At 73.9% G+C, this 26,980-nt stretch carries 24 protein-coding genes and 7 tRNA genes; 10 read left to right on the top strand and 21 right to left on the bottom strand.

The annotated features are described in order from the left end of the window. Positions 1–92 precede the first annotated feature (92 nt). The 4 genes from ACZ5DC_RS18725 to ACZ5DC_RS18710 form a co-directional block, all read right to left on the bottom strand. The gene (locus tag ACZ5DC_RS18725; protein WP_468653985.1) at positions 93–656 is read right to left on the bottom strand and encodes an HIT family protein; all 564 of its coding nucleotides are present in this window, start codon (positions 654–656) and stop codon (positions 93–95) included. 129 nt (positions 657–785) lie between these two features. Further along, positions 786–2,762, bottom strand: coding sequence for a threonine--tRNA ligase (thrS, locus tag ACZ5DC_RS18720; protein WP_366750866.1), 1,977 nt, complete (start codon positions 2,760–2,762; stop codon positions 786–788). A gap of 114 nt (positions 2,763–2,876) precedes the next feature. Further along, positions 2,877–4,094 carry a hypothetical protein gene (locus ACZ5DC_RS18715; RefSeq protein WP_468653983.1) on the bottom strand — a complete coding sequence of 406 codons (1,218 nt, stop codon included), beginning with the start codon at positions 4,092–4,094 and terminating at the stop codon, positions 2,877–2,879. Continuing rightward, positions 4,091–4,657: a DUF4365 domain-containing protein gene (locus ACZ5DC_RS18710; RefSeq protein WP_366761344.1), complete on the bottom strand. Its 567-nt coding sequence runs from the start codon at positions 4,655–4,657 to the stop codon at positions 4,091–4,093. The genes ACZ5DC_RS18715 and ACZ5DC_RS18710 overlap by 4 nt, the downstream gene beginning before the upstream one ends. 168 nt (positions 4,658–4,825) lie before the next feature. On the opposite strand from ACZ5DC_RS18710, the gene ACZ5DC_RS18705 reads away from it, so the two are divergent. Next, positions 4,826–5,551, top strand: coding sequence for an exonuclease domain-containing protein (locus ACZ5DC_RS18705; protein ID WP_468653981.1), 726 nt, complete (start codon positions 4,826–4,828; stop codon positions 5,549–5,551). Between the two features lie 55 nt (positions 5,552–5,606). On the opposite strand, the gene ACZ5DC_RS18700 is transcribed toward ACZ5DC_RS18705, so the two are convergent. The 4 genes from ACZ5DC_RS18700 to ACZ5DC_RS18685 all read right to left on the bottom strand — a co-directional run bounded on the left by ACZ5DC_RS18700 (position 5,607) and on the right by ACZ5DC_RS18685 (position 7,457). Further along, positions 5,607–5,678 (bottom strand) — tRNA-Val (locus ACZ5DC_RS18700). A gap of 39 nt (positions 5,679–5,717) precedes the next feature. Then, on the bottom strand, positions 5,718–6,164 hold the full coding sequence (locus ACZ5DC_RS18695; protein ID WP_468653979.1) for an SRPBCC family protein: 447 nt from the start codon (positions 6,162–6,164) through the stop codon (positions 5,718–5,720). A gap of 648 nt (positions 6,165–6,812) precedes the next feature. Further along, positions 6,813–6,884: transfer RNA gene (locus tag ACZ5DC_RS18690), tRNA-Val, on the bottom strand. Between the two features lie 84 nt (positions 6,885–6,968). Continuing rightward, positions 6,969–7,457: a TIGR02611 family protein gene (locus tag ACZ5DC_RS18685; protein WP_468653977.1), complete on the bottom strand. Its 489-nt coding sequence runs from the start codon at positions 7,455–7,457 to the stop codon at positions 6,969–6,971. 191 nt (positions 7,458–7,648) lie between these two features. Between ACZ5DC_RS18685 and ACZ5DC_RS18680 the strand changes: the two genes are divergently transcribed. After that, the gene (locus tag ACZ5DC_RS18680; RefSeq protein WP_004002642.1) at positions 7,649–8,062 is read left to right on the top strand and encodes an SsgA family sporulation/cell division regulator; all 414 of its coding nucleotides are present in this window, start codon (positions 7,649–7,651) and stop codon (positions 8,060–8,062) included. Positions 8,063–8,380: 318 nt separating this feature from the next. Continuing rightward, a complete protein-coding gene (locus tag ACZ5DC_RS18675) occupies positions 8,381–8,941 on the top strand; it encodes a CGNR zinc finger domain-containing protein (protein ID WP_468653975.1) in 561 nt (186 codons plus the stop codon). A gap of 116 nt (positions 8,942–9,057) precedes the next feature. On the opposite strand, the gene ACZ5DC_RS18670 is transcribed toward ACZ5DC_RS18675, so the two are convergent. Further along, positions 9,058–9,210 carry a hypothetical protein gene (locus ACZ5DC_RS18670; RefSeq protein WP_366750859.1) on the bottom strand — a complete coding sequence of 51 codons (153 nt, stop codon included), beginning with the start codon at positions 9,208–9,210 and terminating at the stop codon, positions 9,058–9,060. A gap of 155 nt (positions 9,211–9,365) precedes the next feature. Beyond that, entirely contained in the window at positions 9,366–9,803 is a 438-nt protein-coding gene (locus ACZ5DC_RS18665) for a hypothetical protein (RefSeq protein WP_468653973.1), read from the bottom strand. 207 nt (positions 9,804–10,010) lie between these two features. Here ACZ5DC_RS18665 and ACZ5DC_RS18660 point away from each other — a divergent pair, with 207 nt between their 5' ends. Continuing rightward, on the top strand, positions 10,011–10,535 hold the full coding sequence (locus tag ACZ5DC_RS18660) for a DsbA family protein (RefSeq protein WP_468653971.1): 525 nt from the start codon (positions 10,011–10,013) through the stop codon (positions 10,533–10,535). Between the two features lie 92 nt (positions 10,536–10,627). Here the strand turns inward: ACZ5DC_RS18660 and ACZ5DC_RS18655 are convergent, their stop codons facing one another. The 3 genes from ACZ5DC_RS18655 to ACZ5DC_RS18645 are packed head-to-tail and all read right to left on the bottom strand — an operon-like array spanning position 10,628 to position 13,375. Then, positions 10,628–11,452, bottom strand: coding sequence for a GNAT family N-acetyltransferase (locus ACZ5DC_RS18655; RefSeq protein ID WP_468653969.1), 825 nt, complete (start codon positions 11,450–11,452; stop codon positions 10,628–10,630). Positions 11,453–11,501: 49 nt separating this feature from the next. Then, positions 11,502–12,323, bottom strand: a complete 822-nt coding sequence (locus ACZ5DC_RS18650; RefSeq protein ID WP_468653967.1) for an aminotransferase class IV — start codon at positions 12,321–12,323, stop codon at positions 11,502–11,504. Beyond that, on the bottom strand, positions 12,320–13,375 hold the full coding sequence (locus ACZ5DC_RS18645; protein ID WP_468653965.1) for a chorismate-binding protein: 1,056 nt from the start codon (positions 13,373–13,375) through the stop codon (positions 12,320–12,322). The genes ACZ5DC_RS18650 and ACZ5DC_RS18645 overlap by 4 nt, the downstream gene beginning before the upstream one ends. 178 nt (positions 13,376–13,553) lie before the next feature. Between ACZ5DC_RS18645 and ACZ5DC_RS18640 the strand changes: the two genes are divergently transcribed. The 5 genes from ACZ5DC_RS18640 to ACZ5DC_RS18620 all read left to right on the top strand — a co-directional run bounded on the left by ACZ5DC_RS18640 (position 13,554) and on the right by ACZ5DC_RS18620 (position 14,024). Then, a tRNA-Gly gene (locus tag ACZ5DC_RS18640) sits at positions 13,554–13,626 on the top strand. Positions 13,627–13,664: 38 nt separating this feature from the next. Then, a tRNA-Cys gene (locus tag ACZ5DC_RS18635) sits at positions 13,665–13,738 on the top strand. Between the two features lies 1 nt (position 13,739). Beyond that, a tRNA-Val gene (locus ACZ5DC_RS18630) sits at positions 13,740–13,811 on the top strand. 40 nt (positions 13,812–13,851) lie between these two features. Then, positions 13,852–13,923 (top strand) — tRNA-Val (locus tag ACZ5DC_RS18625). A gap of 29 nt (positions 13,924–13,952) precedes the next feature. Further along, positions 13,953–14,024 (top strand) — tRNA-Val (locus tag ACZ5DC_RS18620). 62 nt (positions 14,025–14,086) lie between these two features. Here ACZ5DC_RS18620 and ACZ5DC_RS18615 read toward each other — a convergent pair. The 3 genes from ACZ5DC_RS18615 to ACZ5DC_RS18605 form a co-directional block, all read right to left on the bottom strand. After that, entirely contained in the window at positions 14,087–14,383 is a 297-nt protein-coding gene (locus tag ACZ5DC_RS18615; RefSeq protein WP_225811140.1) for a TFIIB-type zinc ribbon-containing protein, read from the bottom strand. Positions 14,384–14,475: 92 nt separating this feature from the next. Continuing rightward, the gene (locus tag ACZ5DC_RS18610) at positions 14,476–15,477 is read right to left on the bottom strand and encodes a phosphotransferase family protein (protein WP_468653963.1); all 1,002 of its coding nucleotides are present in this window, start codon (positions 15,475–15,477) and stop codon (positions 14,476–14,478) included. A gap of 263 nt (positions 15,478–15,740) precedes the next feature. Beyond that, positions 15,741–15,917 (bottom strand): hypothetical protein, encoded by a 177-nt coding sequence (locus ACZ5DC_RS18605; protein WP_171158080.1) that lies wholly within the window; start codon positions 15,915–15,917, stop codon positions 15,741–15,743. 602 nt (positions 15,918–16,519) lie between these two features. Between ACZ5DC_RS18605 and ACZ5DC_RS18600 the strand changes: the two genes are divergently transcribed. Beyond that, the gene (locus ACZ5DC_RS18600; RefSeq protein WP_468653961.1) at positions 16,520–17,968 is read left to right on the top strand and encodes a serine/threonine-protein kinase; all 1,449 of its coding nucleotides are present in this window, start codon (positions 16,520–16,522) and stop codon (positions 17,966–17,968) included. 42 nt (positions 17,969–18,010) lie between these two features. On the opposite strand, the gene ACZ5DC_RS18595 is transcribed toward ACZ5DC_RS18600, so the two are convergent. The 5 genes from ACZ5DC_RS18595 to ACZ5DC_RS18575 form a co-directional block, all read right to left on the bottom strand. Then, a complete protein-coding gene (locus ACZ5DC_RS18595; RefSeq protein WP_468653959.1) occupies positions 18,011–18,829 on the bottom strand; it encodes a TrmH family RNA methyltransferase in 819 nt (272 codons plus the stop codon). 84 nt (positions 18,830–18,913) lie between these two features. Continuing rightward, positions 18,914–20,146 carry a uroporphyrinogen-III C-methyltransferase gene (gene cobA / locus ACZ5DC_RS18590; RefSeq protein ID WP_468653957.1) on the bottom strand — a complete coding sequence of 411 codons (1,233 nt, stop codon included), beginning with the start codon at positions 20,144–20,146 and terminating at the stop codon, positions 18,914–18,916. Between the two features lie 141 nt (positions 20,147–20,287). Beyond that, positions 20,288–24,571 carry a nicotinate-nucleotide--dimethylbenzimidazole phosphoribosyltransferase gene (cobT, locus tag ACZ5DC_RS18585; RefSeq protein WP_468653955.1) on the bottom strand — a complete coding sequence of 1,428 codons (4,284 nt, stop codon included), beginning with the start codon at positions 24,569–24,571 and terminating at the stop codon, positions 20,288–20,290. A 342-nt stretch (positions 24,572–24,913) separates the two neighbouring features. After that, the gene (gene cbiE, locus ACZ5DC_RS18580; protein ID WP_468653953.1) at positions 24,914–26,137 is read right to left on the bottom strand and encodes a precorrin-6y C5,15-methyltransferase (decarboxylating) subunit CbiE; all 1,224 of its coding nucleotides are present in this window, start codon (positions 26,135–26,137) and stop codon (positions 24,914–24,916) included. Between the two features lie 89 nt (positions 26,138–26,226). Then, a complete protein-coding gene (locus tag ACZ5DC_RS18575) occupies positions 26,227–26,865 on the bottom strand; it encodes a GNAT family N-acetyltransferase (RefSeq protein ID WP_468653951.1) in 639 nt (212 codons plus the stop codon). Between the last annotated feature and the right edge of the window lie 115 nt (positions 26,866–26,980).

Here is a 26,980-nt window from a genome sequence, read left to right as displayed (position 1 = left end):
TTCGGCCGGTGCGCGGGTGAGGGGCCGGCCCCTGGGCCCGCGCGCCGGTCGTGGACGGCTTCGTCCTCAACGTCCTCACGTGCCGGACGGGCTCACGCCCCCGCCGGCCACGCCTCCGCCAGCATCTTCCGGGTGTCCGCCAGGAGCTGCGGCAGCACCCGCGTGTGGCCCACGACCGGCATGAAGTTCGTGTCACCGCCCCAGCGCGGGACGATGTGCTGGTGCAGGTGCGCGGCGATACCGGCCCCCGCCACCCCGCCCTGGTTCATGCCGATGTTGAAACCCTGCGCGCCGGACGCGGTCCGCAGGGCGGTCATCGCCTGCTTGGTCAGCTCCGCCAGCTCGGCGGTCTCCGGCCCGGTCAGATCCGTGTAGTCGGCCACGTGGCGGTAGGGCACGGTCATCAGGTGGCCGCCGTTGTACGGGTACAGGTTGAGGACGGCGTACACATGCTCACCGCGCCGGACGACCAGCCCGTCCTCGTCCGACATGGCCGGAATCGAGCAGAAGGGGCAGCCGTCGCCGGCCCCCGGGCCGGTCGGCTTGTTCTCACCCTGGATGTAGGCCATCCGGTGGGGCGTCCACAGGCGCTGGAACGCGTCCTGCGTCCCCACTCCGATCTGCTGCTCCGGCTCACTCGTCATGCTAGGCAGCATATGGCTTCGGTCCTTCCCGGCGTGTCGCCGGGGCGGCCGGCCGGCGCTCCGTGACCGGGGCCGGCCGGCGGGCGGGCACGGGGAAGGCCCCCGGAACCGTGGTCCGGGGGCCTTCGGTGCTCGGGCGGTTCAGACCTGGGCCCGCTCCTCGACCACCTTGGCGATCTTCGCCAGGGCCTCGTCGAACGGGATGCCGTTCTCCTGCGAGCCGTCGCGGTAGCGGAAGGACACCGAGCCGTTCGACATGTCCTCGTCGCCCGCGATGACCATGAAGGGCACCTTCTGCTTCTGGGCGTTGCGGATCTTCTTCTGCATGCGGTCCGAGGAGGAGTCCACCTCGACGCGCAGCCCCTGCTTCCTGGCCGCGGCCGCGAACTTCTGCAGGTACTCCACGTGCGCGTCGCCGATCGGGATGCCGATCGCCTGGACCGGCGCCAGCCACGCCGGGAAGGCGCCCGCGTAGTGCTCCAGCAGGACGGCGAAGAAGCGCTCGATGGAGCCGAACAGCGCGCGGTGGATCATGACCGGGCGCTGCTTGGAGCCGTCGGGGCCGGTGTACTCCAGGTTGAACCGCTCGGGCAGGTTGAAGTCGAGCTGGATGGTCGACATCTGCCAGGTCCGGCCGATGGCGTCCTTGGCCTGGACGGAGATCTTCGGGCCGTAGAAGGCGGCACCGCCCGGGTCGGGGACGAGGGGCAGGCCCTGCTTCTCGGCGACCTCGCGCAGGGTCTCGGTCGCCTCCTCCCAGACCTCGTCGGAGCCGACGAACTTCTCCGGGTCCTTGGTGGACAGCTCCAGGTAGAAGTCGGTCAGGCCGTAGTCGCGCAGCAGGCCGAGGACGAAGGTGAGCGTCTTGTCCAGCTCGTCGGACATCTGCTCACGGGTGCAGTAGATGTGCGCGTCGTCCTGCGTGAAGCCGCGCGCGCGGGTCAGGCCGTGCACGACGCCCGACTTCTCGTACCGGTACACGGTCCCGAACTCGAAGAGGCGCAGCGGCAGTTCGCGGTACGACCGGCCGCGCGCGTCGAAGATCAGGTTGTGCATCGGGCAGTTCATGGGCTTGAGGTAGTAGTCCACGCCCTCGTCGAGCTGCATGGGCGGGTACATGCCGTCGGCGTACCAGTCCAGGTGCCCGGACGTCTCGAAGAGCTTCCCCTTCGTCGCGTGCGGGGTGTAGACGAACTCGTAGCCCTCTTCCTCGTGGCGGCGGCGCGAGTAGTCCTCCATGACCCGGCGGACGATGCCGCCCTTGGGGTGGAAGACGGCGAGGCCGGAGCCGATCTGCTCGGGGATGGAGAACAGGTCCAGCTCGCTGCCGAGCTTGCGGTGGTCGCGCTTCTCGGCCTCGGCGAGGAAGTCCAGGTACGCCTTCAGCTCGTCCTTGGAGGGCCAGGCCGTGCCGTAGATGCGCTGGAGCATCGGGTTCTTCTCGCTGCCGCGCCAGTAGGCGGCCGCGTTGCGCATCAGCTTGAACGCCGGGATGAGGCGGGTGGAGGGCAGGTGCGGACCGCGGCACAGGTCCTTCCAGCACAGCTCGCCGGTCTTGGCGTCCAGGTTGTCGTAGATCGTCAGCTCGCCGGCGCCGACCTCGACGTCCGCGCCGTCGTCGTGCGACGCCGAGCCCTTGAGGCCGATCAGCTCCAGCTTGTACGGCTCGTCCGCGAGCTCCTCGCGGGCCGCGTCGTCGGTGACGACACGGCGGGCGAAGCGCTGCCCGCGCTTCTGGATCTCCTGCATCTTCTTCTCGATGGCCTTGAGATCCTCGGGCGTGAACGGCTTCTCGACGTCGAAGTCGTAGTAGAAGCCGTCCTTGACGGGCGGGCCGATGCCCAGCTTGGCCTCGGGGAACAGTTCCTGCACGGCCTGCGCCATGACGTGCGCGGTGGAGTGGCGCAGGATGTTCAGGCCGTCCTCGGACGAGATCTCGACGCCCTCGACCTCGTCGCCGTCGGACAGTGCGTACGCGAGGTCCTTCAGCTCGCCGCCCACGCGCGCGGCGATGATCGAGCGCTCGCCCGCGAAGAGGTCGGCGGCCGTAGTGCCCGTCGTCACCACGCGTTCTTCCCGCTCGGAATCGCGTTGGATGATCACACGGACGTCTGACACCGGTCTCTCCTGACTGAAGGTGGGGTGCGGCGCCATACCAGGAGCGCGCGCACAGGCGATCGTACCGACCCGACGGCACCGACCGCGAAACGGTTACCGTCCGCCCCCCTTCCGTCACGCCTCCCCGCACGCCTCCTCGAAGAAGTCGAGGTTCTCCTGGAGGGACTTCAGCAGCCGGTCCCGCTCGGCCTCGTCCACCTGCACGGGGACCACTCCCGAGGCGCCGGTGAGCGTGCGGAAGCCGCCCCGGCGCTCCAGCCGGCCGCGCACGCGGACGGGGAGGCCGACGAGGTGGGCGTGGCCGGCGATGCGGTAGTCCTCCTCGCCCAGGGTGACGCGGACGTGCGGGACGTCGGCGCCGGCGAGGACGCGCAGGCGTACGGTGCCCTCGCCGCCCGGCCCGGAGCGGCGCATGCGGACGACGGCGCCGGTGACGGTGACCGGGACGGAGGGTTCGGCGCGCAGGTAGCGGGCGGCGGCCTCGCGGAGCGCGGGCAGGTCGCCGGGTGAGAACTCGACGGGTTCGGCGGAGGGGGCGCAGCCTTCGGGAACGCCGGCGCCGGGTGCCCAGGCGACGGCGACGCGGGCGCCCTCGGTGCCGCGGACGAGGGCGGCGAGCGCCTCGGTGAGTTCCCGGCTGACGCCGGCCTCGACGGCGCCGTCGAAGGCGTCCATGCCGCCGGTGGCCCTGCGGTAGTCGATGGCCTCACGCGCCGCGTGGAGGGCCTGGTGGAGGCGGACGGCGAGGGGCCGGCCGGCGGTCACGGGGACGAAGGCGGTGAGGGTGCGGCCCTCGCCGGCGGGGCCGACGAGGACGTCGTCCAGCAGGACGGCGGCGGAGCGGCGGTGGCGGGCGCCGTAGTAGCCGGCATGCGCGCGTGTGGCGAGCGCGGCGGCGAGCAGCGTGCGCCGGGCGGCGCCGCGCAGGTCGTCGTCGGCGGTCCAGGGAGCGGCGCCGGCGGGTCCGGACGGGGTGTCGCGCCACCAGCGGACCTCGTCGCTCGGTACGGCGAGGGAGATCAGGACCTCGCGCGCGGAGGGGGTGCGGCTGCGGGCGAGGGCGCCGAGGGCCTCGCCGAGCAGGTCGTCGCTGTCGGGGAAGGCGCGGCTCTCGGGGACGAGCAGGCTGGTCGCGCCGTCGGCCGGGCCGGGCGGGGTCCAGCGGCCGTACCGGCCGGGTGCTCCGCCGCGCCGCTGCCAGCCGTGCCGGCGCAGCAGGGCGCCGAGCACGGCGGGGTCGACGTCGGCCGGCTCGGGCGGCCGGTCCCAGGGGAGGTCGTCGGGGTGCGGCCGGACCTGCCGCACCGGCTCGTCGCAGGGACGGTTCCTCATGGTCTGCCTCCCGTCCCGACCCGCGTCATGATCTCGCAGAGCGCCCGGTCGTCGAAGATGCGCGAGGTCGGTATCCGTACGGTGGTCCGGTTCCGGCCGGTGACGGGGTGGCCGGCGAGGTTGCTCCAGTAGCAGCAGTGCCGCAGGTCGAGGCGGTCGTGGCCGGCGCGCAGCCAGTCGTCCTGGGAGCGCGGCACGAGCATGACGACCAGGATCTTGTGCACCGAGACGGGGGTGCGGGCGAGCTTGCGCAGGTGGTCGTTGTCGAGGGTGAAGGAGAACGAGCGCCCCGGGGGGTTCGGCGCGATCTGGTAGGTGGCCTTCAGCTGCACCTTGATCGTGACCTCGTCGTCGACGGTGTGCCCGGGCGCGCTGTGGCTGACGTGCCAGTCGATGCCGTTGTCCGGGAACGGCTGGGACAGCGAGCAGCCCGCCGCGGCGGCGACCGCGTGCAGATAGCCCACCTGCAGTGTCTCCATGCAGGCGGTGGTGGCGAGCGAGCCGCGAAGGTGTCCCGGACGTTCGGGCAGCAGCCCGCCCCGCTCGGGCTGCGCTATGGCCATGACCAACAGCCTTCCAGGGCAAGGGTTTCCCCGCTGCGGGCCGTTGAACTGCAAAGACCCGTACTCCTGTTGTCTCCTCGCGGCGTACGGCGCAAACGGCCCGGGTATCACCAAACGGGCAGAAGACGGAACGCCATCTGCCATGGGTGAGCGAGGAGTTGGGTTGGCATGACGACCTGGTACGAGGGGCCGCTGGCCGCCTTCGACACGGAGACGACGGGCGTGGACGTCGAGACCGACCGGATCGTGTCGGCCGCCGTCGTCGTCCAGGACGCGCCGGGAACCCGGCCCCGGATCAGCCGGTGGCTGGTGAACCCGGGTGTGCCGGTGCCGGAGGCGGCTACGGCGGTGCACGGGCTGACGGAGGAGCACCTCCAGCACAACGGGCGCTGGCCGGCGCCGGTGGTGTACGAGATAGCCGAGCAGCTGGCCGAGCACGCGGCGCTGGGCCGGCCGCTGGTGGTGATGAACGCGCCGTTCGATCTGACGTTGCTGGACCGGGAGTTGCGCCGGCACCGGGCGTCGTCGCTGGACCGCTGGTTCCAGTCGGTGCCGCTCAGGGTGCTGGACCCGCGGGTGCTGGACAAGCACCTGGACCGGTACCGCAAGGGCCGGCGCACGCTGACGGACCTGTGCGCGCACTACGAGGTGACGCTGCAGGACGCGCACGACGCGGCGGCGGACGCGCTGGCCGCGTTGGAGGTCGTCCGGGCGCTGGGCCGCCGGTTCGCGGCCCGGCTGGAGCGCCTGTCCCCCGCCGACCTGCACACCTTGCAGGCGAACTGGCACGCGGCGCAGGCGCGGGGGTTGCAGGCGTGGTTCGCGCGCAGCGGTTCGGAGGAGGTCGTCAGTACGGAGTGGCCGCTCCGGCCGGAGCTGCCGGCGGCCGCGTGAGGGCCTGGCGGCATGCAGAAGGCCGGCCCGCGTCGGCGGACCGGCCTCCTCCCGGTGGGCGATACTGGGTTCGAACCAGTGACCTCTTCGGTGTGAACGAAGCGCTCTCCCACTGAGCTAATCGCCCGGGAACGCACTGAACAATACAGGCCCGGGCCGGGTTCCTTCAAACCGCTTCCAGGTGACGCAGCAGTCCGCGCCGTCCCGCCCGCATCATCAGCCGGTGGTTGAGGCGGAAGAGCGGCCGTCCGGGTACGGCGAGCCGTCTGAGCAGCGGTTTGCGGACGCGGACCTCCTGGTCGTACCGGGCAAGGGTGCCGGGGCCGCCGGGGGTGACCGTCCAGCGGGCCCAGCCGTCGATGTCGCCGGACAGGGTGACCTCCAGGACGCCGGCGGCGGGGTCGCGCCGGGTCTCCCGCACGGTGGACGTGAGGGCGTACGGCAGCGCGGAGCGGATGGTGATCACGCCGGTGCCGTCGTCCAGCCGGGTCACCGCCCGCACCTGCGGCCACCAGCGGGGGTAGTCCTCGGCCCGCTCCAGTGCCGCGTACACGGCGGCCGGCGGGGCGGGCAGGGGCCACACGCTGAGGAAGCGGTAGTGGTTCCATTCCATGGGTCGAGTGTGCGCGAGGTGGTGCGGGGACCGTGGTGCGGGGCCTGCCGGCCGCAGGCGCCGGTCCACCACTCCGTCAGATCGGCCTGGAGTACTCCTCCAAGGTCCCGCCCGGCCGCGGTTCGGCGCCCGCCTTCCGGAAGTTGTGGTCCGGGCTCGGATTCCGGCCCGCACCCGTGACGTCAGATCAAGGCGAATTCCTCGCTTGTCATACTTGCCAAGGAATGTGACGGCGTTTTGGAAAACGTCTCGGGGATTTCCCGCCGGCGGCCTGCGTCTGGGGCTTCTTCCAGAAGGAGTGCTACGTCGGGAAGTCCGTCTTGAGGTGGGTGGGGGCGGCGGCGCCGGGCAGGACGGCCGGCCGTGATGGCCGGCCGTCGGCGCCGGCCGACCCGGTCGCCGAGGATGCGGGCCGCCCGTCGTGCGGCGACCGGCGCGCGGGCCTGGCTCCGGCGCTCGGGCTGCCCGGCCGAGGCCCGCGTCACCGTGATCGGGTGCGCGGCCCCGAGCGTCGTCGCCGTTTCCGCGCGACGCGCCGGTGCGGGAGGCCGGGGGCCCGACCCCCTCGCACCCGCCACCGACCGGCGGGGCGCGGTGCGCATACACCGACGGCCCACCTGCTGGTCGCAGGTGGGCCGTCGGTCCGGGTGGGCGATACTGGGTTCGAACCAGTGACCTCTTCGGTGTGAACGAAGCGCTCTCCCACTGAGCTAATCGCCCGGGCACAGGAAGAAGATTACCCCATGTCAGGGGGTGCCTCCGACCGGCGCTGGACGGCGGAGGCGGTCCGGCCCCCGGGCCGCGTCACTGGTCCTTGATCTTCCACGGCATGACGAGGCCGAACTTCCACAGGTAGATCCCGGCGAGCACGCCGATGATCACGAGTCCGATCACGGTCAGGACGATGTTGCGGCGGCGCACCCTGGGGTCGAGGGCCCGGTGGGCCGCCTCGGTGACCTTGCGCTTGGTCCAGCGGAGCACGAGCTGGGCCCAGACGAACTCGGTCGCCCAGATCGCCATGCCCCCGAAGATCACCACCCAGCCGGGCCCGGGCAGCGGCAGCATGACGATCCCCGCGCCGACCACCGCGAGGCCGACCACGAAGACCCCGACCTGCCAGCTCAGGTGCAGGACCCGGCGGGCCTTGACGAACTCCGGCGCCCGCGAGCCGAGCCCGCTCTCGGCCTCGTGCCCAGCCTCGTGGCCGGTGTCGTGGCCGGTGTCGCTCCGGTCCGCCCTCGCTTTGTCCGCTGCCACGGCGACCTCGCCCGGCTCGTCACTCCCCGTATTCATACAGACAAACCCTACCCGAGTGAATCCAGTCACCGGAATGGCCGTAGATCCGGCACGAGTTCTCGGCCGGAAGAGTTACGTAAACACACGCAAAACCCTCAGAGGGGTTTACAACGGCACCGTAGGTGGCATGTCGATTTCGCCGACGTGCGAATCCCCGAGCGCACACTGAGCGAAAGGCCCTGGCGCTTATGAACACCACGGTCAGCTGCGAGCTGCACCTGCGCCTCGTTGTGTCGAGCGAGTCATCCCTGCCTGTCCCCGCAGGCCTGCGGTACGACACGGCCGACCCCTACGCCGTGCACGCCACCTTCCACACCGGAGCCGAGGAGACCGTCGAGTGGGTGTTCGCCCGCGACCTCCTCGCCGAGGGGCTTCACCGGCCCACCGGCACCGGCGACGTCCGCGTCTGGCCATCCCGCAGCCATGGTCAGGGCGTCGTGTGCATCGCCCTCAGCTCCCCGGAGGGGGAGGCGCTGCTCGAGGCCCCGGCGCGGGCCCTGGAGTCCTTCCTGAAGCGAACCGACGCCGCCGTGCCGCCCGGCACGGAACACCGGCACTTCGACCTGGATCAGGAGCTTTCGCACATCCTGGCGGAGAGCTAGGCCGCGGCCCTCCCGAGCAGCCCGGCGCCGTCCACTCGGGGAGACGGCTCGGGCCAAGACAACCGCATACGGCACAGGCCGTCGCCGTCACCGTGAGTGTCACGGAGGCGGCGTCGGGCCGTCCGCGTCCGGCTGCCCTGTGTATCCGTCCGGGCGCGCTGCGTGCGCCCGGCCCGGCCCGGGAACTCCCGGGCGGCCGGCGGCGTCCTCCCCGCGGGCGAGAGGTCCGGCACACACGGGTGCGGTGGGCGCTGTTGTCGCTACGATCGGCCAGCATCGGCGGGCGTCCGCCCGACCCCCCAGGCCAGGGAGCGAAACGTGCTGATCACCCACGACACCCGGTGCGCCCTCGACACCGTGGTGGATCTGGTGAACACCGCGCCGGAGGACGACGCGGCGGCGGACGGACTGCCCGGTGTCCCGGCTCTTGCGGATTTCGTACGGAGCCACAAGATGAGCGACGTCGGCGTGCTCTCGGAGTTCGACCTCTCCGCGGTGCGCAGGGTCCGGGCGCGGTTCGCGGCGATCTTCGCGGCCCCGGACGCCCGGTCCGCCGCGATGATGATCAACGAGCTGGTCGCCGCCGCGGGCACCACACCCCGTCTGACCGACCACGACGGCTACGACTGGCATGTGCACTACTTCGCACCGGGCGCCTCCGTGGCCGACCATCTCGCCGCGGACTGCGGGATGGCGCTCGCCTTCTTCGTGGTGGCGGGCGAGCAGGAACGGCTGCGGCGCTGCGAGGCCCCGGACTGCCGGCGCGCCTTCGTGGATCTGTCCCGCAACCGCTCGCGCCGCTACTGCGACAGCCGCACCTGCGGCAACCGGCTGCACGTCGCCGCCTACCGGGCCCGGCGCAAGGAGGCGGCGGGCTGAGGGGGCGGCCTGGCCGGGGAGGCGGCGCGGGCCGGGAGCGGCGGGCCGGGGTGTTCTCCGCCCGCCCCGGTGCGACGTCGGTCCCGGCGGGTGGCGCCGGGACGGACGTGTACGGCTCACAGCAGCAGCAGGTCGTGCAGCGCAGCCATGAGCAGCAGACACCCGATCACCGCTAGGAAGATCATCAGCGGTGGCTGGGAAAGGGCGAAGAGGCATCCGCGCGGCTCGTCCTTCTGCGGCGCGGCCTCGCTCTGTTGCGTGTCCAGCATCTCGCGGCCGATGATGGCGCACCCGAGGGGCCGTATGCGATCAACGCTCACGGATCTTGCGGGACTTCGCCGAATACCACGAGGTCTCGTCCGGCTCGTGAACGATTCCGGCCGTCCGGGGACCCACTGTGTCGTTTCAGCCAGTCATGTGACTGTCATATGCCGTGCTTCTTCAGGATGGCCTCGATGTCGCTGAAGTCCTCGCCCGAGCCGCCGGCCCGGGGGCCGGCCGTGGGGCGCGCCGCCGGCCGGGGTGCCCCGCCGAGGGACGGCGCCGAGGCCGCGGGCGCCACCGTGTCCTGCCCGGCCCGCCCCGCAGCCTTGCGTCCGGCGCCGCCGCGCCGCCGCTCCACGGCACGCGTGCCGGCGAACAGCAGCCAGGCCGCGCCCAGCACTGCGAAGCCCGCCCAGGCGGTGGGGCTCAGGGCGGTGTCGGCGAGCCAGCCGACGACCCCGGTCATGACCAGGCCGACCGGCACCAGCGAGTAGGCCGCGAGGCGGGCCGCCGCCAGGAAGCGCTTGCGGTAGGCCGTGACCACCGCGATACCCAGGCCCGCCGCCGACACGGCGGAGCAGACTGTCTCGGCAATCATCCGTCCTCCCGGCGGGCTCGTCCGTCGCTTCCATCGTGCACCGCCCGGTCCCCGCGATGCCATGCCCCGGCCAGACATCAGGGACATCTCCGGGTCGCCTCCTCCTGGAGTGCCGTCCAGGCCCGATGCCCGGAGCGCCGGGCACCGCCCCCCTACCGGCCGAGGTCCCGATTGGGTCGCCCGGTCCCGGCCTGGAAGACTGGGGACATGAGCGACTCCTCCCCCGCACGCACCGAAGCCCTCGTCCTCGACGTCTGGTGCGAACTGCAGTGCCCCGACTGCCGCACCGCCCTGGACGACGTCCGCGCCCTGCGCGCCCGCTACGGCGACCGGCTCGAGCTGCGGCTGCGGCACTTCCCGCTGGAGAAGCACAAGCACGCCTTCGCCGCCGCCCAGGCCGCCGAGGAGGCGCTGGAGCAGGGCAAGGGCTGGGCGTACGTGGAGGCCGTGCTGGAGCGGGTGGCGGAGCTGGACCGTGAGGGAGAACCCCTCCTGGTCGAGGTGGCCCGGGAACTCGGTCTGGACGCGGAGGAGTTCGACACCGCGTTGATCGACGGGCGGCACATCCTGGCCGTCGACGCCGACCAGGCCGAGGGCAAGGCGATCGGCGTGACCGGCACCCCCACGTACGTCATCGGCGGCGAGCGCCTCGACGGCGGCAAGAGCCAGGAGGGCCTGCGCGAGCGCATCGAGGAGATCGCGGACCGGCTGCTGGCCGGCCGGGAGGTCTGACCGGGCGCGGGCGAGGCCGCGGGACGGCTGCGCGGGGCCCGGCGGCGGGGGGGGCCGTCGCCCCGGGCCGCGCGGCACGGGCCCGCTCGGTCCTACAGCAGGGGCTTGCTCAGGGAACGGGTCACCGTCTCGTAGCCGAGTGACGCGTACAGCCGCTCGGCCGGGGTGTTGCCCGCGAACACGTTCAGGCCGAGGATGCTCCGGCCGGCCTCGATCGCCTGGCGTTCCGCCAGCAGCATGAGCGTACGGCCGTGTCCTCGCCCCCGGTGGGCGGCGAAGGTCTCCACGTCGAACACGAACGCCTTGGCGTCCTCCAGGGCCAGCCAGAGGGTGCCCACCCGGGCGCCCTCGTGCTCCAGCACGCTGAAGAGCACGCCCTCGGTCGCGAGCCCGTGCGGCAGCAGCCGCGCGTGGTCGTCGCGGGCCTTGGCCCGGGCCGCGGCCTCGGGGACGCCCCGCCCGATCCACCCGCGCGCGTACCGCTCGCCCTCCGCCTCCCGCCAGGCGGCGAACTCGGCCTCGGTCATGGGGCGGGCGTGGCTGCCCGGCGGCAGCGCGGGCGGGGTGGCGCCGAGGCGTTTCTCCATGCCGCGGTTGCGCACCGTGTAGCCGAGGGCGCCGAACAGGCGCAGCGCGGCGTCCGCCGTGGCGGGCACCACCGCCTCCATCTGTGCGCAGCCCCAGCCCCGGGCCACTTCCTCGGCGGCGAGCGCGGCCACGGTGCCCCGGCCGCGCCGCCGGTCGGGACCGGCGATCCGCAGGTCGACGACGCGGGCCACCGAGGCGCCGAGGGACGGCGAGGTGCCGAGGTGGATCTCGCCGACGGGACGGCTGTTCACGCACACCGCGTAACGGCGGGAACGGGATCCGTCGGGATGCTGCTGGAGCGGCTCGGCCGGCCGCAGGGTCGTGGTCATCACAGGTGTTCTACCCAGGTCGACCGCCCGCGTCAGCCCGTTTTCCGGCTCAGGGATCCAGGTCCCGCCCGGCCTGCGCGTCGAAGATCCGCATGGCCTCGGCGGTCACCGGGCCGCCGGTGCCGGGCAGTTCGCGGTCGTCGATCCGGTGCAGGGCCTGTACGTCCCGCAGGGTGGAGGTCAGGAAGACCTCGTCGGCGCGCTGGAGGACGTCCAGCGGCAGGTCGGTCTCCTTGGCGCCGACCCACTCGACGACCAGGGCCCGGGTGATGCCGGCCAGACACCCGGAGGTGACGGGCGGGGTGTGGATCTCGCCGTCCAGGACGACGAAGACGTTGGAGCCGGTGCCCTCGCAGAGCTGTCCGACCGTGTTGCCGAACAGCGCCTCGGAGGCGCCGTGTTGGTGGGCGCGGGCCAGGGCGACGACGTTCTCGGCGTACGAGGTGCTCTTCACGCCGGCGAGGGCGCCGCGTTCGTTGCGGGTCCACGGAACGGTGATCGCCGCCGTGGAGTCGGGGCGGCGGCTGGTCTCGCCGACGGCGACCACCAGGGTCGGGCCCTCGTCGCCGCGGTCGGAGCCGAGCGGGCCGTGGCCGCCGGTGTAGGTGATCCGCAGCCGGCCCAGCGGCAACGGGTCCGCCTCCAGGACGGCCGCACAGGCGCGGCGCACCTCGTCGTGGTCGGGGTCGGGCAGGCCGAGGCTGCGGGCCGAGCGGGTCAGCCGGTCCAGGTGCCGGGTGAGCGCGAACGGCGTGCCCTGGACCGCCTTGACGGTCTCGAAGACGCCGTCGCCGACGGTCAGTCCGTGGTCGAGGACGGAGATCCTGGCGGATTCCAGGTCCCGCAGCTCGCCGTCCAGCCAGATCCTCATAGGAGCGCCCCCTCGGTCTCGTCGTACGCCCCCGACGCTACCGCGAGCAGCCGCGACGCCTTCAGCTCGGTCTCCCGCCACTCCCCCTCCGGGTCGGACCCCCAGGTGATGCCGGCACCGGTGCCGAAGCGCAGGGCGCCCGCGGCGCGGTCGATCCAGAAGGTGCGGATGCCCACGGCCAGCTCGGCGGTGCCCCGGTCGGCGTCCACCCAGCCGATGCCGCCGCAGTACGGGCCGCGCGGCGCCGTCTCCAGCGCCTCGATGATCGTCAGGGCGCTCGGTTTGGGTGCGCCGGTGACCGAGCCGGGCGGGAAGGCCGCGGCCAGCAGCTCCGGCCAGCCGGCGTCCGCCCGCAGCTCGCCGCGGACGGTCGAGACGAGGTGGACGAGCCCCGGGTGCTTCTCCACGGCGCACAGGTCGGGGACGGTCACGCTGCCGGTCGCGCAGACGCGGCCGATGTCGTTGCGGACCAGGTCCACGATCATCACGTTCTCGGCGTGGTCCTTCTCCAGCAGGTCCGCCTCGGTGCGTCCGGTGCCCTTGATCGGTCCCGACTCGACCGTGCGGCCGGCGCGGCGCAGGAACAGCTCGGGCGAGGCGGTGGCGATCTCCACGCCGTGTTCCGGCAGCCGGATCGTTCCCGCGTACGGCGCCGGGTTGCCGCGGGCCAGCAGCGCGGTCAGGGCGTCCACGTCGGCGCCGGGGCCGGCCGGCGCGCTGAGCACGCGGCAGAGGTTGGCCTGGTAGACCTCGCCGGCCGCGATGTGCTCGCGGATGCGGTGGACGGCCGCCGTGTACGCGGCGCGGTCCAGGGAGGAGGTCCAGTCCCCCGGCCGCGGTCCCCGCCATCCGCCGGGCACCGGCGCGGGCACCGGCTCCTCGCGTACGTCCGCGAAGCGCGCGCAGGTCAAGCGGCCCTCGAAGTCCGCGCAGACGGCCCAGAAGCCGGTGGAGTCCAGGGCGGCCGGATCGCTGGTGACGTCGAGGAGGCCGGTGGCGACGCGGTCGCCGAAACGGGCCAGCGGGGGGAGGCCGGATGGGTGGTGGAGCACGTGGTCGAGTCTAGGGCGGGTGTCCGGGAGGCGGCCGCGGGATGTCCCGGAGGGGGCCCTGACCACGGGGTCCCCCGGACGCACCGCAGCACGCTGCGCAAACGCGTTTTTGTGCTGGCCCGGGAATCCGCTAGAGTTCAACACGTCGCCGGGACGCGGAAGCGGACCGAAACGACAGGCGGACGTAGCTCAGTTGGTAGAGCGCAACCTTGCCAAGGTTGAGGTCGCGAGTTCGAGCCTCGTCGTCCGCTCGAAGGAGAAGGGGTCGTCCCGATCCCCTTACACTCCTGGTGGAGTGGCCGAGAGGCGAGGCAACGGCCTGCAAAGCCGTCTACACGGGTTCAAATCCCGTCTCCACCTCCAAGGACGATTAGCTCAGCGGGAGAGCGCTTCCCTGACACGGAAGAGGTCACTGGTTCAATCCCAGTATCGTCCACTGGATCTTCGGATCCCGGGTCTTCTCGGAGATCCCGCCCGCGCGATTAGCTCAGCGGGAGAGCGCTTCCCTGACACGGAAGAGGTCACTGGTTCAATCCCAGTATCGCGCACTGCCTGTGACTCACGGGTCACAGCCCGCGGACGATTAGCTCAGCGGGAGAGCGCTTCCCTGACACGGAAGAGGTCACTGGTTCAATCCCAGTATCGTCCACGCAGCAAGGAGCCCCCGGCCGTCTCGACGGCCGGGGGCTCCTGCGCGTGCCCAGCGGGTGATCAGCTGGAGAAGAGCATGTGCCCGAAGCTCTTGTGGCGGTGGTGGCCGTAGTGACCGTGACCGCCGTGGCCGCCGTGCGGGGCGCCCCAGGCGGGTGCGGGCGGAGCCGCCGGGTAGGCCTGCGGTGCGGCGGGCGGGGGCGGCGGGGCCGGCTGCGACCACTGGGCCTCCAGGCGGGTCAGCGCCTCCAGCTCGCCGTAGTCGAGGAAAATGCCGCGGCAGCCGCTGCACTGCTCGATCTGGACGCCGTTGCGGTTGTAGGTGTGCATCGGCGCATGGCACTTCGGACACTGCATGGTCGGCTCAACTCCTCGCCGGTCGGTCGTGCTTCGTGTTTCCCCAGGACAGACTCCGCCGGGCCCCGGGCGGTTGCAGCCTGGGCCGGGAATCAGGGCGCGGGACGCGGGAGACGCGGGAAGCCGGCGGGGACGGACGGCATGCGCGCGCACGCGTCCACCACGGCCTGTTCCACCTCGTCCAGCGGGCGGTCCGCGGCGAGCGCCTTCGTGACCGCGAGGGCCGCCGTCTGCACGGTGAGCGCGCGGGCCGGGACGTCCAGGGCGGTCCAGGGGTCGCCGTCCGCGGGCACGGCCGGGCCGCCGGCCTGCCGGTAGGCGGTCAGGAAGCGGGTCCACTCCTCGGGCGGGAGGAGTCCGCAGGCGTACCAGGCGGCGGGGCGGGCGAGGTCCCAGGCCGGCACGCCGGCACCGAGGTCGTCCACGTCGATCAGCTGCCACGGGCCGTCCGGCGCGGGGTGCCGGACGAGCTGGCCGAGGTGCAGGTCGCCGTGGCAGAGGGCCGGCGGGCCGGGCATCGGCGCCCGCGCGCGGGCCCAGGCGGGCAGGGCGGCCCAGGCCTCCAGGACGGGCCGGGCGGCCGGGTGCGCGGCCCGGCCGGGCGTCGTGCGCAGGGCCGCGCGGAGCCGGTCGAGCGCGCGGGCGGCTTTGACGGGTCCGCGCATCGGGGGGAGGCCGGCGGGGACGGGGGTGCGGTGCAGGGGGGCGAGGAGGGTGGCGGCGGCCTCCCAGGGAGCGGCGTCCGGGTCGTCCGGGTCCACGGGGACGCCGTACGGCCAGAAGGTGACCAGACGGTCCCGCAGGGTGGCCGTGACCGGGGTGAGCGGGGGCAGGAGCAGGCCGGGGAGGCGGGCGGCCGTGGCGACGCGGAGGGTGAGCGCGGCGGGGTCGGTGTCCGGGGCGTGGGCCTTGGCGACGGTGGTGTCGTGGCGGACGACGGTGGCGTCCCGGCGGTCGGCCAGGGGGGTGCTGGGGCAGGAGCAGGGAGCAGCGGGGGTACGGGGGTGAGCGGCGGCCTTGGCCCGGTCGGCCAGCGCGGAGACGAGGGCGGGGTCGTCGGTCCCGGCGGCTCCGGTGTCGGTGTCTGCGGTCAAGGAGGGCCTCGGGACGGGCTGGGGCGGGGTGCTCGGGTGAGGGTACCGGGGTGCGGGCGGCGGGGGTCGGGCGAACCGGGTGAGACCGCCCCGGGTGCCGCACGGCCGTGCGCACCGCAGGCCGGCGACGCCGGGGAACGGCCAATGCCGGCGCAGCTCCCCAGCTGCGCCGGCATTTGTGCCGTCCGCCGTACCCCCGTCCCCACGGGGTTTCATGGATGGATTCCCCGCCCGGACCGCTCTTCCGGGCCTGGGGACGCCGCTCAGCGCCCCAGCATCGCACCCACGGACGACGCCTGTGTGGCCACCGTCTCCCAGCCGTCGAAGACGAGCAGGAGCAGGGCCGCCAGGGGAAGGGCCATGAGCGTCGCCACCAGGGGGTGGCGGCGGCCCGTCCGGCGGGGGGCGAGCGCCGTGCGTCGCGGTGCCGTGTGGGCCATGGTCCCTCTCCTGACCGTTTCGGTTGTCGTCGGCAGCGGCGGGTGGTGACCTCGGGGGACGAGTGCTGCACCCGCCGCTTGACCTCAAATCTAGGCGCGCGGCTCCCACCGGGCGTCATGCCCGCGTACCGATTGCCGGGCCTCCATGAGGATGAGCCGTGACCTGCGACGTACTCCCCTGGGTGGAGACGTGGGCCGGCGTCTCGGGGTCTTCCCGGAGGGGTAGCCCGCTTCGTCCTGTTATTTCCGGCGCGCTCTATGGGATGAGTTGAGTGACTTCGATCACTCCCGTCCGGGTCGGAGGGAGCGCCGGGGGTGGACCGGCATCCGCGGCGCGGGCGCGGTCGCGGGTCGCCGCCGGGCACGGGCCGGTGGGCGTACCGGCCCGTGCACCGCGGCCCAGCAGGACGTCAACCGGCCTGCCCCACCGACCGGTTGAGGCCACCGGTGGCGCGAAGTCGCCGCCCGCCGGAGCCTGCTGACCGCCTTTCACCTCCCCCGGACGGCCGACACAATCCATCCGGCCCGGAGGGCGCGGCCTCTGCGCGCCGGCGGCCGTGGAAACGTAAGCTGTGCCACGTCACAGGGACCGGGCAGCGGGGATGAACATGGCGATGATGCGCCTGAGGCGCGAGGACCCGCGCGTCGTCGGCTCGTTCAGGCTTCACCGACGGCTCGGCGCGGGCGGGATGGGCGTGGTCTATCTCGGCTCCGACAAGAAGGGGCAGCGGGTCGCCCTGAAGGTGATCAGGCCCGATCTCGCGGAGGACCAGGAGTTCCGGTCGCGCTTCGCGCGCGAGGTGTCGGCGGCCCGGCGGATCCGCGGCGGGTGCACGGCCCGGCTGGTCGCCGCGGACCTGGAGGCCGAGCGGCCCTGGTTCGCCACCCAGTACGTACCGGGCCCGTCGCTGCACGACAAGGTCGCCGAGGAGGGCGCTCTTGGCGCAGCGGACACGGCGGCGATCGGCGCGGCCCTGTCCGAGGGGCTGGTCGCCGTGCACGAGGCCGGGGTCGTCCACCGGGACCTGAAGCCCTCCAACATCCTGCTGTCCCCGAAGGGGCCGCGGATCATCGACTTCGGCATCGCCTGGGCCACCGGTGCCTCCACGCTCACCCACGTGGGCACCGCGGTCGGCTCCCCCGGCTTCCTCGCCCCGGAGCAGGTGCGCGGGGCCGCGGTCACCCCGGCCACCGACGTCTTCTCCCTGGGCGCGACCCTGGCGTACGCCTCGACCGGCGACTCGCCGTTCGGGCAGGGCAGTTCCGAGGTGATGCTGTACCGGGTGGTGCACGAGGAGCCGCAGCTGTACGGCGTCCCGGACGCGCTGGCCCCGCTGATCCGGGCCTGCCTGGCGAAGGACCCGGACGAGCGGCCCAGCACGCTCCAGCTGTCGCTGCGGCTGAAGGAGATCGCCGCCCGGGAGGCGCAGGGCCTGGACGGCGTGCGGCCGCCCTCGCCGCGTGCCGCCGAGGCGGACCGGCCCACCGGACGGCTCGCCGACACCTACCCCGAGCAGCAGCGCACCCAGCGGCGAGCCTCCCCCGGTACCCCGCTGCCGCGCGGCGGCACCCCCGCCCGGGGCGGCGCGCCCTCGGTGTCCTCCAGGGGCGGGGTGTCCTCGCGCGGCGAGGTGCCGTCCCGTGGCGGGGCGTCCTCGCGCGGCGGGGTGCCCTCACGCGGCGCCGGGTCCTCCCGGCCGGGTACGGCGCGCCCCACCCCGGTGCCGCGCGGCAGGGGTCCGCGCTCCGGTGGCGGCCGGCCCGCTCAGCGCGGTGGTTCCGGCCGGCCGCGGCAGCGCCCTACGGGGAGCCTGCTGCGGCCGGCCAATCCGCGGCTGCTGCGCCAGCGCCTGTTCGTGTTCGTGGTGGTCACGCTGCTCGTGGCGCTCGGCATCGCGGTGGCCCAGGGCTGCCAGGGACCGGCGCGCGGGCTCGGCGACGACGGCGTCCCCCGGCAGCGGCACACCCAGCCGGGCCACTTCCCGCTGGGCGAAGCGACGTTCGTGCCGAACCCGGACACGTCCGCCGTGAGCCGCGACGCCGGTAACTGAGGGCCGCCCGCGGGGCGGTTCGGCGGGCCGGGGTGTGCCCGGTCAGGACTCCGGCCGGCCCGTGGCCACCGCGTAGAAGGCGACCGCCGCTGCCGCGCCCACGTTGAGCGAGTCGACGCCGTGGGACATCGGGATGCGGACCCACTCGTCGGCGGCGACCAGCGCCCGCGTGGACAGTCCGTCGCCCTCGGCGCCGAGCATCAGCGCCACCCGGTCCATCCTGTGCGGGGCGGCCTCGTCGAGGGTGCGGGCCTTCTCGTCCGGAGTGAGCGCGAGCAGGGTGAAACCGGCCTCGCGCACCGAGTCCAGGCTCTTGGGCCAGGTCCCCAGCCGGGCGTAGGGCACCGAGAACACCGCGCCCATGGAGACCTTGACGCTCCGCCGGTACAGCGGGTCGGCGCAGTCGGGCGACAGCAGCACCGCGTCCATGCCGAGGGCCGCCGCCGAGCGGAAGATCGCGCCGATGTTGGTGTGGTCGTTCACCGACTCCATGACCACCACCCGGCGGGCGGAGCGGAGCAGTTCGCCGGCCGTCGGCAGCGGCTTGCGCTGCATGGAGGCGAGGGCGCCGCGGTGCACGTGGTAACCGGTGACCCGTTCGGCGAGTTCGGGGCTGACGGCGTAGACCGGCGCGGGGAGTTCGTCGATGACGTCGCGCATGACGTCGATCCACTTGGCCGAGAGCAGCATCGACCGCATCTCGTAGCCGGCGTCCTTCGCCCTGCGGATGACCTTCTCCCCCTCGGCGATGAACAGGCCCTCGGCGGGCTCGCGCCTGCGGCGCAGCTCCACGTCGGTCAGGCCCGTGTAGTCGGCCAGGCGCGGGTCGTCGGGATCCTCGACGGTGATGAGATCGGCCACGGGGTGATACTGCCTTGTCCTGGAGGTGGTGCCAACGGTCGGGAAGAGCTGGGTTACCCCGGGTTACGCATGATCAGGCCGGGGTCAGGCCACCGGCGCGGGGCCGACCCGCACCACGTCGCCGATGACGATGACCGCCGGGGGCCGCACGTCCTCGGCACGGACCGCCTCGGCGACCGTGGCCAGGGTGGCGTCCACGCGCCGCTGCGCGGCCGTCGTCCCCTCCTGCACCAGGGCGACCGGCGTCGCGGGCGGCCTGCCGTGGGCGACGAGCGTCTCGGCGATCTTCCCGATCTTGTCGACGCCCATCAGGACCACCAGGGTGCCGGTGAGCTTGGCCAGCGAGGCCCAGTCGACCAGGGAGCGCTCGTCGTCGGGCGCCACATGGCCGCTGACCACGGTGAACTCATGGGCTACCCCCCGGTGCGTGACCGGGATGCCGGCCGCGCCCGGCACCGAGATCGAGCTGGAGATGCCCGGGACCACGGTGCACGGGATGCCGGCCTCGGCGAGCGCCTGGACCTCCTCCATGCCCCGGCCGAAGACGAACGGGTCGCCGCCCTTGAGCCGGACGACCGCCTTGCCCTGCTTGGCGTGCTCGACGAGCGCGTTGTTGATGGCCTCCTGGGCCATGTACCGGCCGTACGGGATCTTCGCCGCGTCGATCACCTCGACGTGCGGGGGGAGCTCGGCGAGCAGGTCGCGCGGGCCGAGCCGGTCGGCGATGACGACGTCCGCCTCGGCGAGCAGGCGCCGGCCGCGGACCGTGATCAGGTCCGGGTCGCCCGGGCCGCCGCCGACCAGGGCCACGCCCGGGGTGCGGGTGCGGTGGTGCGGGGCGACGAGGGTGCCGTCGCGCAGGCCCTCGACGACCGCGTCCCGGATGGCCGCGGTGTGCCGGGGGTCGCGGCCCCGCGCGTGCGTGGTGAGCACGGCGACGGTGACGCCCTCGCTGTGGCCGGTCGCCGGGGTCCAGGCGGTCGCCTGGTCGGCGTCGTCGGAGCGGACGCACCAGACGCGGTGGCGCTCCGCCTCGGCGGAGGCGGCCGTGTTCGCCGCGGGGTCGCTGGTGGCGATGAGGGCGTACCAGGCCTCGGCGAGGTCGCCGTCCGCGTACCCGCGCCGCACCCAGGTGATCTCGCCCGCGTCCGCCATGGCCTCCACCGAGGGGGTCGCCTCCGGGGAGACGAGGACGATGTCCGCGCCGGCCGCGATGAGCGCCGGGAGGCGGCGCTGGGCGACCTGGCCGCCGCCGAGGACGACCACGCGACGGCCGGAGAGGCGGAGACCTACGGGGTAGGCGGGGTGTTCGGCCATGAGGGACGGCTCCTCGTGCAGCTGTGCGATGGGCGCGCTGCACCTTCGGAGCGGCCCTGACGTGCAGATTTTAAGCGGAGGGCAGGGTACGGGGCACGGGTGGTCCGGCAGCTGAACACCGGACCGCCCGTGCCGCCGGGCCTACTTCTCCGTGACCCCCGCCGAATCGAACGTGGCCACCTCGTGCATGGCCCGCGCCGTGCTCTGCACCAGCGGCAGCGCGAGCAGGGCGCCGGTGCCCTCGCCGAGACGGAGGTCCAGGTCGACCAGGGGGCGCAGGCCCAGCTTGTTCAGGGCCGCCACGTGGCCCGGCTCCGCGCTGCGGTGGCCGGCGATGCAGGCCGCGAGGACCTCCGGGGCGATGGCGCGGGCCACGAGGGCGGCCGCGCCGGCGCTCACGCCGTCCAGGATCACCGGCGTGCGCAGCGAGGCACCGCCGAGCAGCAGGCCCACCATGGCCGCGTGCTCGAAGCCGCCGAGCGCCGAGAGGACGCCGATCGGATCGGCCGGGTCCGGCTGGTGGACTTCCAGGGCGCGGCGGACGACCTCCGTCTTGCGGGCGAGCGTCTCGTCGTTGATGCCCGTCCCGCGCCCGGTCACCTCCGCCGGGTCGGCGCCGGTGAACACGGAGATCAGCGCGGCGGAGGCGGTGGTGTTGGCGATACCCATCTCACCGGTGAGCAGGGCCTTGTTGCCGGCCGCCACCAGGTCGCGGGCGGTCTCGATGCCGACCTCGATGGCCGCCTTGGCCTCCTCGCGGGTCATCGCGGGTCCGGTGGTCATGTCGGACGTGCCGCCGCGGATCTTGCGGGGCAGCAGGCCGGGGGTGGCCGGCAGGTCGGCGGCGACACCCACGTCCACGACGCACACCTCGGCGCCGACCTGACTGGCGAAGGCGTTGCAGACGGCGCCCCCGCCGAGGAAGTTGGCCACCATCTGGGCGGTGACCTCCTGCGGCCAGGGGGTGACGCCCTGGGCGTGCACGCCGTGGTCGCCGGCGAAGATGGCGACGGCGGCGGGCTCCGGGATCGGCGGCGGACACTGCCGGGACAGCCCGCACAGCTGTGCGGAGATGATCTCCAGCATGCCGAGCGCGCCGGCCGGCTTGGTCATGCGCTTCTGGCGCTCCCACGCCTCGCCGAGCGCCTTGGCGTCGAGCGGGCGGATCTGTGCGACGGTCTCGGCAAGCAGGTCGTGGGGTTCCTCTCCGGGCAGGGCGCGGCGGCCGTACGTCTCCTCGTGCACCACCCAGGACAGGGGGCGTCGCTTGGACCAGCCGGCCTGCATCAGCTCGGGCTCGTCCGGGAACTCGTCGACGTACCCGACACACAGGTAGGCGACGACCTCCAGGTGCTCGGGCAGGCCGAGCGCGCGGACCATCTCCCGCTCGTCGAAGAAGCTGACCCAGCCGACGCCGAGGCCTTCGGCGCGGGCGGCGAGCCAGAGGTTCTCCACCGCGAGCGCCGAGGAGTAGGGCGCCATCTGCGGCTGGGTGTGACGGCCGAGCGTGTGCCGGCCGCCGCGGGTGGGGTCGGCGGTGACGACGATGTTGACCGGGGTGTCGAGGATGGCCTCGATCTTCAGTTCCTTGAACTGCTTGGCCCGGCCCTTCGGCAGCGACCTGGCGTACGCCTCGCGCTGCCGCATCGCCAGTTCGTGCATGGTCCGCCGGGTCTCGGCGGACCGGATGACGACGAAGTCCCAGGGCTGCGAGTGGCCCACGGACGGCGCGGTGTGCGCGGCCTCCAGGACCCTGAGCAGCACCTCGTGCGGGATGGGGTCGCTGCGGAAGCCGTTGCGGATGTCGCGGCGCTCGCGCATCACCTTCAGGACGGCCTCGCGCTCGGCGTCGGCGTAGCCCGGCGCGGCGGGGCCGGCGGCCTGGCGTGCCTCCGCCACCGGGACCGTGTCCTCCTCCTGGTCGGCGCCCCTGGTCCGCAGGTCCTCCGCGTGCTGGACGACATCGGGGGCGGGCGCCGGGGCAGGCTCGCCGTCGCGGGGTGCGGGCAGGACGAGGGGGTGCGGCGGGGTGGGCGCCAGGTGCGGGGTGGTGGGAACCTGTCCCTCCACCGGCACGAACTCCCCGAGCGGCCGAGGATCCGCGCCCACGGGGAGCCCGGAGGGCAGCGGCTGCTCCGGGACCTGGGCGGGCTCCTGCGCGGGGCCCTGCGAATGCGGGGCGTCGGGCACGGCGGCGTCCGGCTGCGGGACGGCCGGGGCGCCGGGGGCCTGCGGGACGCTCTCGGCGAGCTGCGGACCCTGGAGCACGGCCGGCTCGGCCACCCCTACGGTCTCGGCGGCGCTGTCACCGGCGGGCGCGGCGGGCACGGGGGCCTGCCCGGCGGCGGCTGCGGGTACGGGCGCCTGCGCCGGGTCGGCGTGAGGTGCCGGGTCGGCTTGGGGAACCGGGTCGGCTCGGGGTGCTTCCGCGGGGGCCGGGGCGGCTGGCTCCGGCGCCTGGACGCCGTCACCGTGCGGTGCCTCCGCGACGGGGGCGGTGGGCTGCGGTGCCTGGGCGACGGCGGGCTCGGCTCCGACGGCGGGCTCGGCGACGGCCGGCTCGGCGCTGTCGACGGTCACCTGGACGGGCGCGTCCTGAGGCTGGGCGCCGGCCGCTTCCTCAGGCTGGACGGTGGCCGCTTCGTGCGTCGCGGCCGCGTTCTGGACGGCAACCGCGTCGGCGGACTCCATCACACCCTGGGGGGTGACGGCGGCTTGGGCTTCGGCGGGCGCCTGAGCCTCTGCGGGAAGGCGGGGCTGTGCGGCGTCGGCGGCTTGCGCGACGGCGACCTCCGGCACCTCGGCGATCTGGCCGCCGCTGGGGACCTGGGCGGCGTCGGCGGCCTGCGGGGCACCGGCGGGCTGCGCCACGTCAGTGACATCCCCGGCTTCGGCGGCCTGCGGCACCTCGGCGACCTGGACTTCATCCGCAGCCGGCACCGCGTCGGAAGCCTGCCCAGCGGCAGCCGCCTGCGCGGGCTCGGCGAACTTAGCCGCTTCGGCAGCGTGCGCGACGACCTGCTCCGCAGCCGCGACCCCACCGACACCGGCGACCTGCACGGCCTCCGCAACCAGCACAGGCTCGGCAACCTGCACAGCCTCGACGGGCTGAGCCGCCTCGGCAGCCTGCGCGACGAGCTGCTCCGCAGGCGCGGCCTCCCCGACACCGGCAACCTGCACGGCCTCCGCAACCTGCACAGGCTCGGCGACCTGCACAGCCTCGACAGGCTGAGCCGCCTCGGCAGCCGGCGCAACGTCGGATGCCTGCGCGACGACCTGCTCCGCAGCCGCGACCTCCCCAGCACCGGCAACCAGCACAGGCTCCGCAACCTGCACAGCCTCGACAGGCTGAGCCGCCTCGGCGGGCTGCGTGACCTCGGCGGGCTGCGCCTGCACGGGCTCGGCGGACTGCGCCGGCTCGGCCGGCTCCGCCGGTGTCGGCGGCTGAGCCGCGTCCCCGGCCACTTCCTGGGCCGCCGCCCCGGCGACCGCCACCGCCTCCGCGGCCCCCTCGGCACCGGTGGCCTCCGAGGGCGGCGCGCCGGTCGGTGCGGCCTGTCCCGGCACCGCCTCGGCCGGAACGCTCCGGACCTCCGCCGTCGGCGGCACCCCGTGCGCCGGTCCCGGCGCTCCGTCAGCGGCCTGTACCGCAGCGGGCGCCGCGTCGGCGGCGGGCCCGGCGTCACCGGAAGCCGCGCCCGGCGTCGCCGGTGCCGTGTAGACCCCGTCGTGCGCGTGGGCCGGCTGGACGCCGTCGTGACCGTGGACGACCTGCACGTGGCCGGTGTCGGCCGGGGAGGACGCCTGGCCGGTGAGCCGGGCCACCGCGGCCTGGGCCGCGTCGGAGGGGCCAACCGTTTCGGCAGCCGGGGCCTGCGGGGCGGCCTGTGCCGCGCCCCAGGGTGCCGCGCTCTGCGGGGCCGCCTGCGACTGGGCTTCGAGGTATTCGGGGCCGCCCACTGCCGGTCCCGGCTGCCGTACCGGCGCTCCCGCGGGGCCGCGGTCGGCGAGGGAGCGGACCGGGCTGGCGGAGGTGTCGGGGATCGGCGGGCCGAGGTGCAGCGGGCGGCGCGGCGGCTGCGGGGCGGCCGTCGGGTCGTGCGGCGCCGAGAGGATGGGCGACGGCGGCACCGACGCCGGGCCCGCATCGGGCAGGCGGACACCGCTGAGGTCGACCGAGCCGCTGTCACGTCCGGCCGTCTCGTGCGGGCCCGGCTCGTGGACGGCCTCCACCACCGGTTCCGGAGCGGGTGGCGGCACCTCGTTGCCCCACGCGCCCTGGGCACCCGGCAGCAGCAGGTCTTCGTCCTCGGCGGGAGCCTCGGAGAGGTAGGTGTACGCACCGTGCGCGGGGACGCCCGGCTGCTCCACCATGCCTGCGCTCTCCGGCTGCCCCTCGCCCGGGACCTGGCCGGTGTCGGTCATGCGTACCCCTCGCCCATCGGTTAGTGCTCCTACGACCAGCTCACCCGGAACGGCGCACCGACCGCCCGCAGTGAAGAACGAGCGTCCGTGCCCAGCGGCACGAACGACCCGCCGGAAAAGGCGACAAAGCCATTCAGTGGCATTGTCCCGGTCGCCGTGCCGTCGCGACAGCAAGATCCGCGACAGCCCGTTGTGGACTGCGCCACGTTGCGCGTCCTCCGGTTCCGCCGTACCACACCCACCCCAAAACGGGCGTGCGTTCCGGACATTGGTGAACGAAGTTCGGCCCACCGGTGCGGTACAACGATCGGCCAGCCTACCGCGCGCGGTACGACAACAGGATCACGGGGCGCGGTCCGGCAATACCCCGCTGAGCAGGAACGCCACGTTCCGCTCGGTCTCCGTCCAGGCCCGGGTGTCGAGTTCGACGGACTGGAGCAGGGCGCACTCGACCCGGTATCCGTGCTCGGTCAGGTCGCGGCCGACGCGTTCGGCGGCGTCCCGGGTGGCGGCGTGCGTGACGATCCGCTGCGGGCGCCGGTCGGCGACCGCGGAGACGACGGCCGGTCCCCCGCCGCCGACCCGTACGACGTCCGGTTCGTGCAGGTTTTCGAGGACGTGCGGGGCGCTGCCGTGGACGATCTGGAGCTGGACGCCGAAGCGGCGCGCGGCGTTCTCGGTGCGGGCGCAGGCCGCCGGGTCGTGGTCGACGGCGATGACGGCCGCGCCGGCGCGCGCGGCCTCGGTGGCGAACGCGCCGCTGCCGCAGCCGATGTCCCAGACGAGGTCGCCGACGCGCGGGCCGAGACGGGCGAGTTGGGCGGCGCGCAGCAGCTGGGTCTCGCCCTCGCCGAGACCGCCGGCCGCACCGGCGCCGTAGCTCTCGTCGGGCTGCACCCAGCCGCGCGGTCCGGCGCCCGGGTCGCGTCCGGCGATCCAGCCGCCGCCCTCCTGCGCGCCGGCCGGTCCGCCGATGACGATGACGACGTTGGGGTCGCGCCAGGTGTGGTCGGCGGCCTTGTCCGAGGTGACGACGCTGACCTGTTCGCGTTCGGTGCCCAGTTCCTCGCAGATGACGAAGGTGCGGGGCACGCCCTCCAGGAGGAGGCCGAGTTCGGCGGGGCCGGCGCCCGGCGAGGTGAGGACGGCGACCTTGGTGTGGGCGCGGCAGACGTTCACGGCGCGGCGCAGGCTGCGCGGGTGGGCGACGACGACCTGGGCGTCGTCCCAGGGCATGCCGGCGCGGGCGAAGGCGGCGGCGACGGAGGAGACGGCGGGGACCACCTCCACCTCCAGGCCGAACTCCGGGGCGCGCAGGGTGCGCACGACGCCGAAGAAGCCGGGGTCGCCGTCGGCGAGCACGACCGCGGTGCCGCGGTGGGCGGCGATGCGGCGGGCGGCCAGGGCGGGGCTGCCGAGGCGGACGCGTTCGGCGGTGGGCGGGAGTTCGGGCAGCGCCAGGTGGTGGGCGGCGCCGGCCACGAGGGTGGCGGCTCCGAGGGCGGCCCGTGCCGCGTCGGTCGGCGGCGAGCCGTCCCAGCCGATCACCGTGACCCGGTCGGCCATCGTCGTCAGTCTCCAGTGGTTCTGCGCGGGTCTTGGGGGGAAGAGCCCGGGGCGGGCTCCGTGAGCGTACCTGGTGGTGCCGGGGAGGCTCAGTTCCAGTCCGAGTACGACGTGAAACCCCCGCTGTCGGCCGGCTGCTCGCCGGCCCCGGCGAGGTCCTCCGGGAGCAGGCTCCAGACGATGACGTCCGTGCGCACCTCGGTCCAGGCACCGTCCCCGGTCCTGGCGCGGGCTGTCCAGGCGTTGCGCAGGACGCCCTCGCTGATGCAGCCGATCTTCTGGGCCACCTGCTGGGAGGCGGTGTTGTCGGCGGCGGTGCGCAGTTCGAGCCGTTCGAACTTCTGGTCGTGGAAGAGCCACTGCGCGGTGGCGAGGACGGCTTCGGAGGCGTAGCCCTCGCCGCGCGCCCAGGGGGCGATGACGTAGGCGATCTGGCTGGAGCGGACGCGCCAGTCGGTGTTCCTGAGGTGGACGACGCCGACGAGCCGCTGGGTGAGGAACTCGGTGACGGCGAGGACTATCCCGCGCCCTGCGGTGCGTTCGCCGGGGGCGACGCGGGTGATCCACCGGTGGGCGTCGGCCTCGGTGTAGGGGTGCGGGACGGTGGTCCAGGCGACGACCTGCTCGTCGTTCATCATGTCCGCCAGTGCGGGCGCGTCGTCCTCGTCGAGGGGGCGCAGCACCAACCGCTCCGTGCTGATGGAGATGTTGGGGAAGGTGCTCGTCATGCGCCGCTCCGTAACCTTCGGAAATTCCTCGAGAGACCGTCAGGACCGTCAGGTCTGCTGAACTGCCCAGCATGCAGCATGGGACCACTGAACCGCACGACGGGGTCCACACCCG

This window comes from Streptomyces sp. NPDC031445, from assembly GCF_055581365.1.
This window is presented reverse-complemented; position numbering and strand designations above follow the sequence as displayed.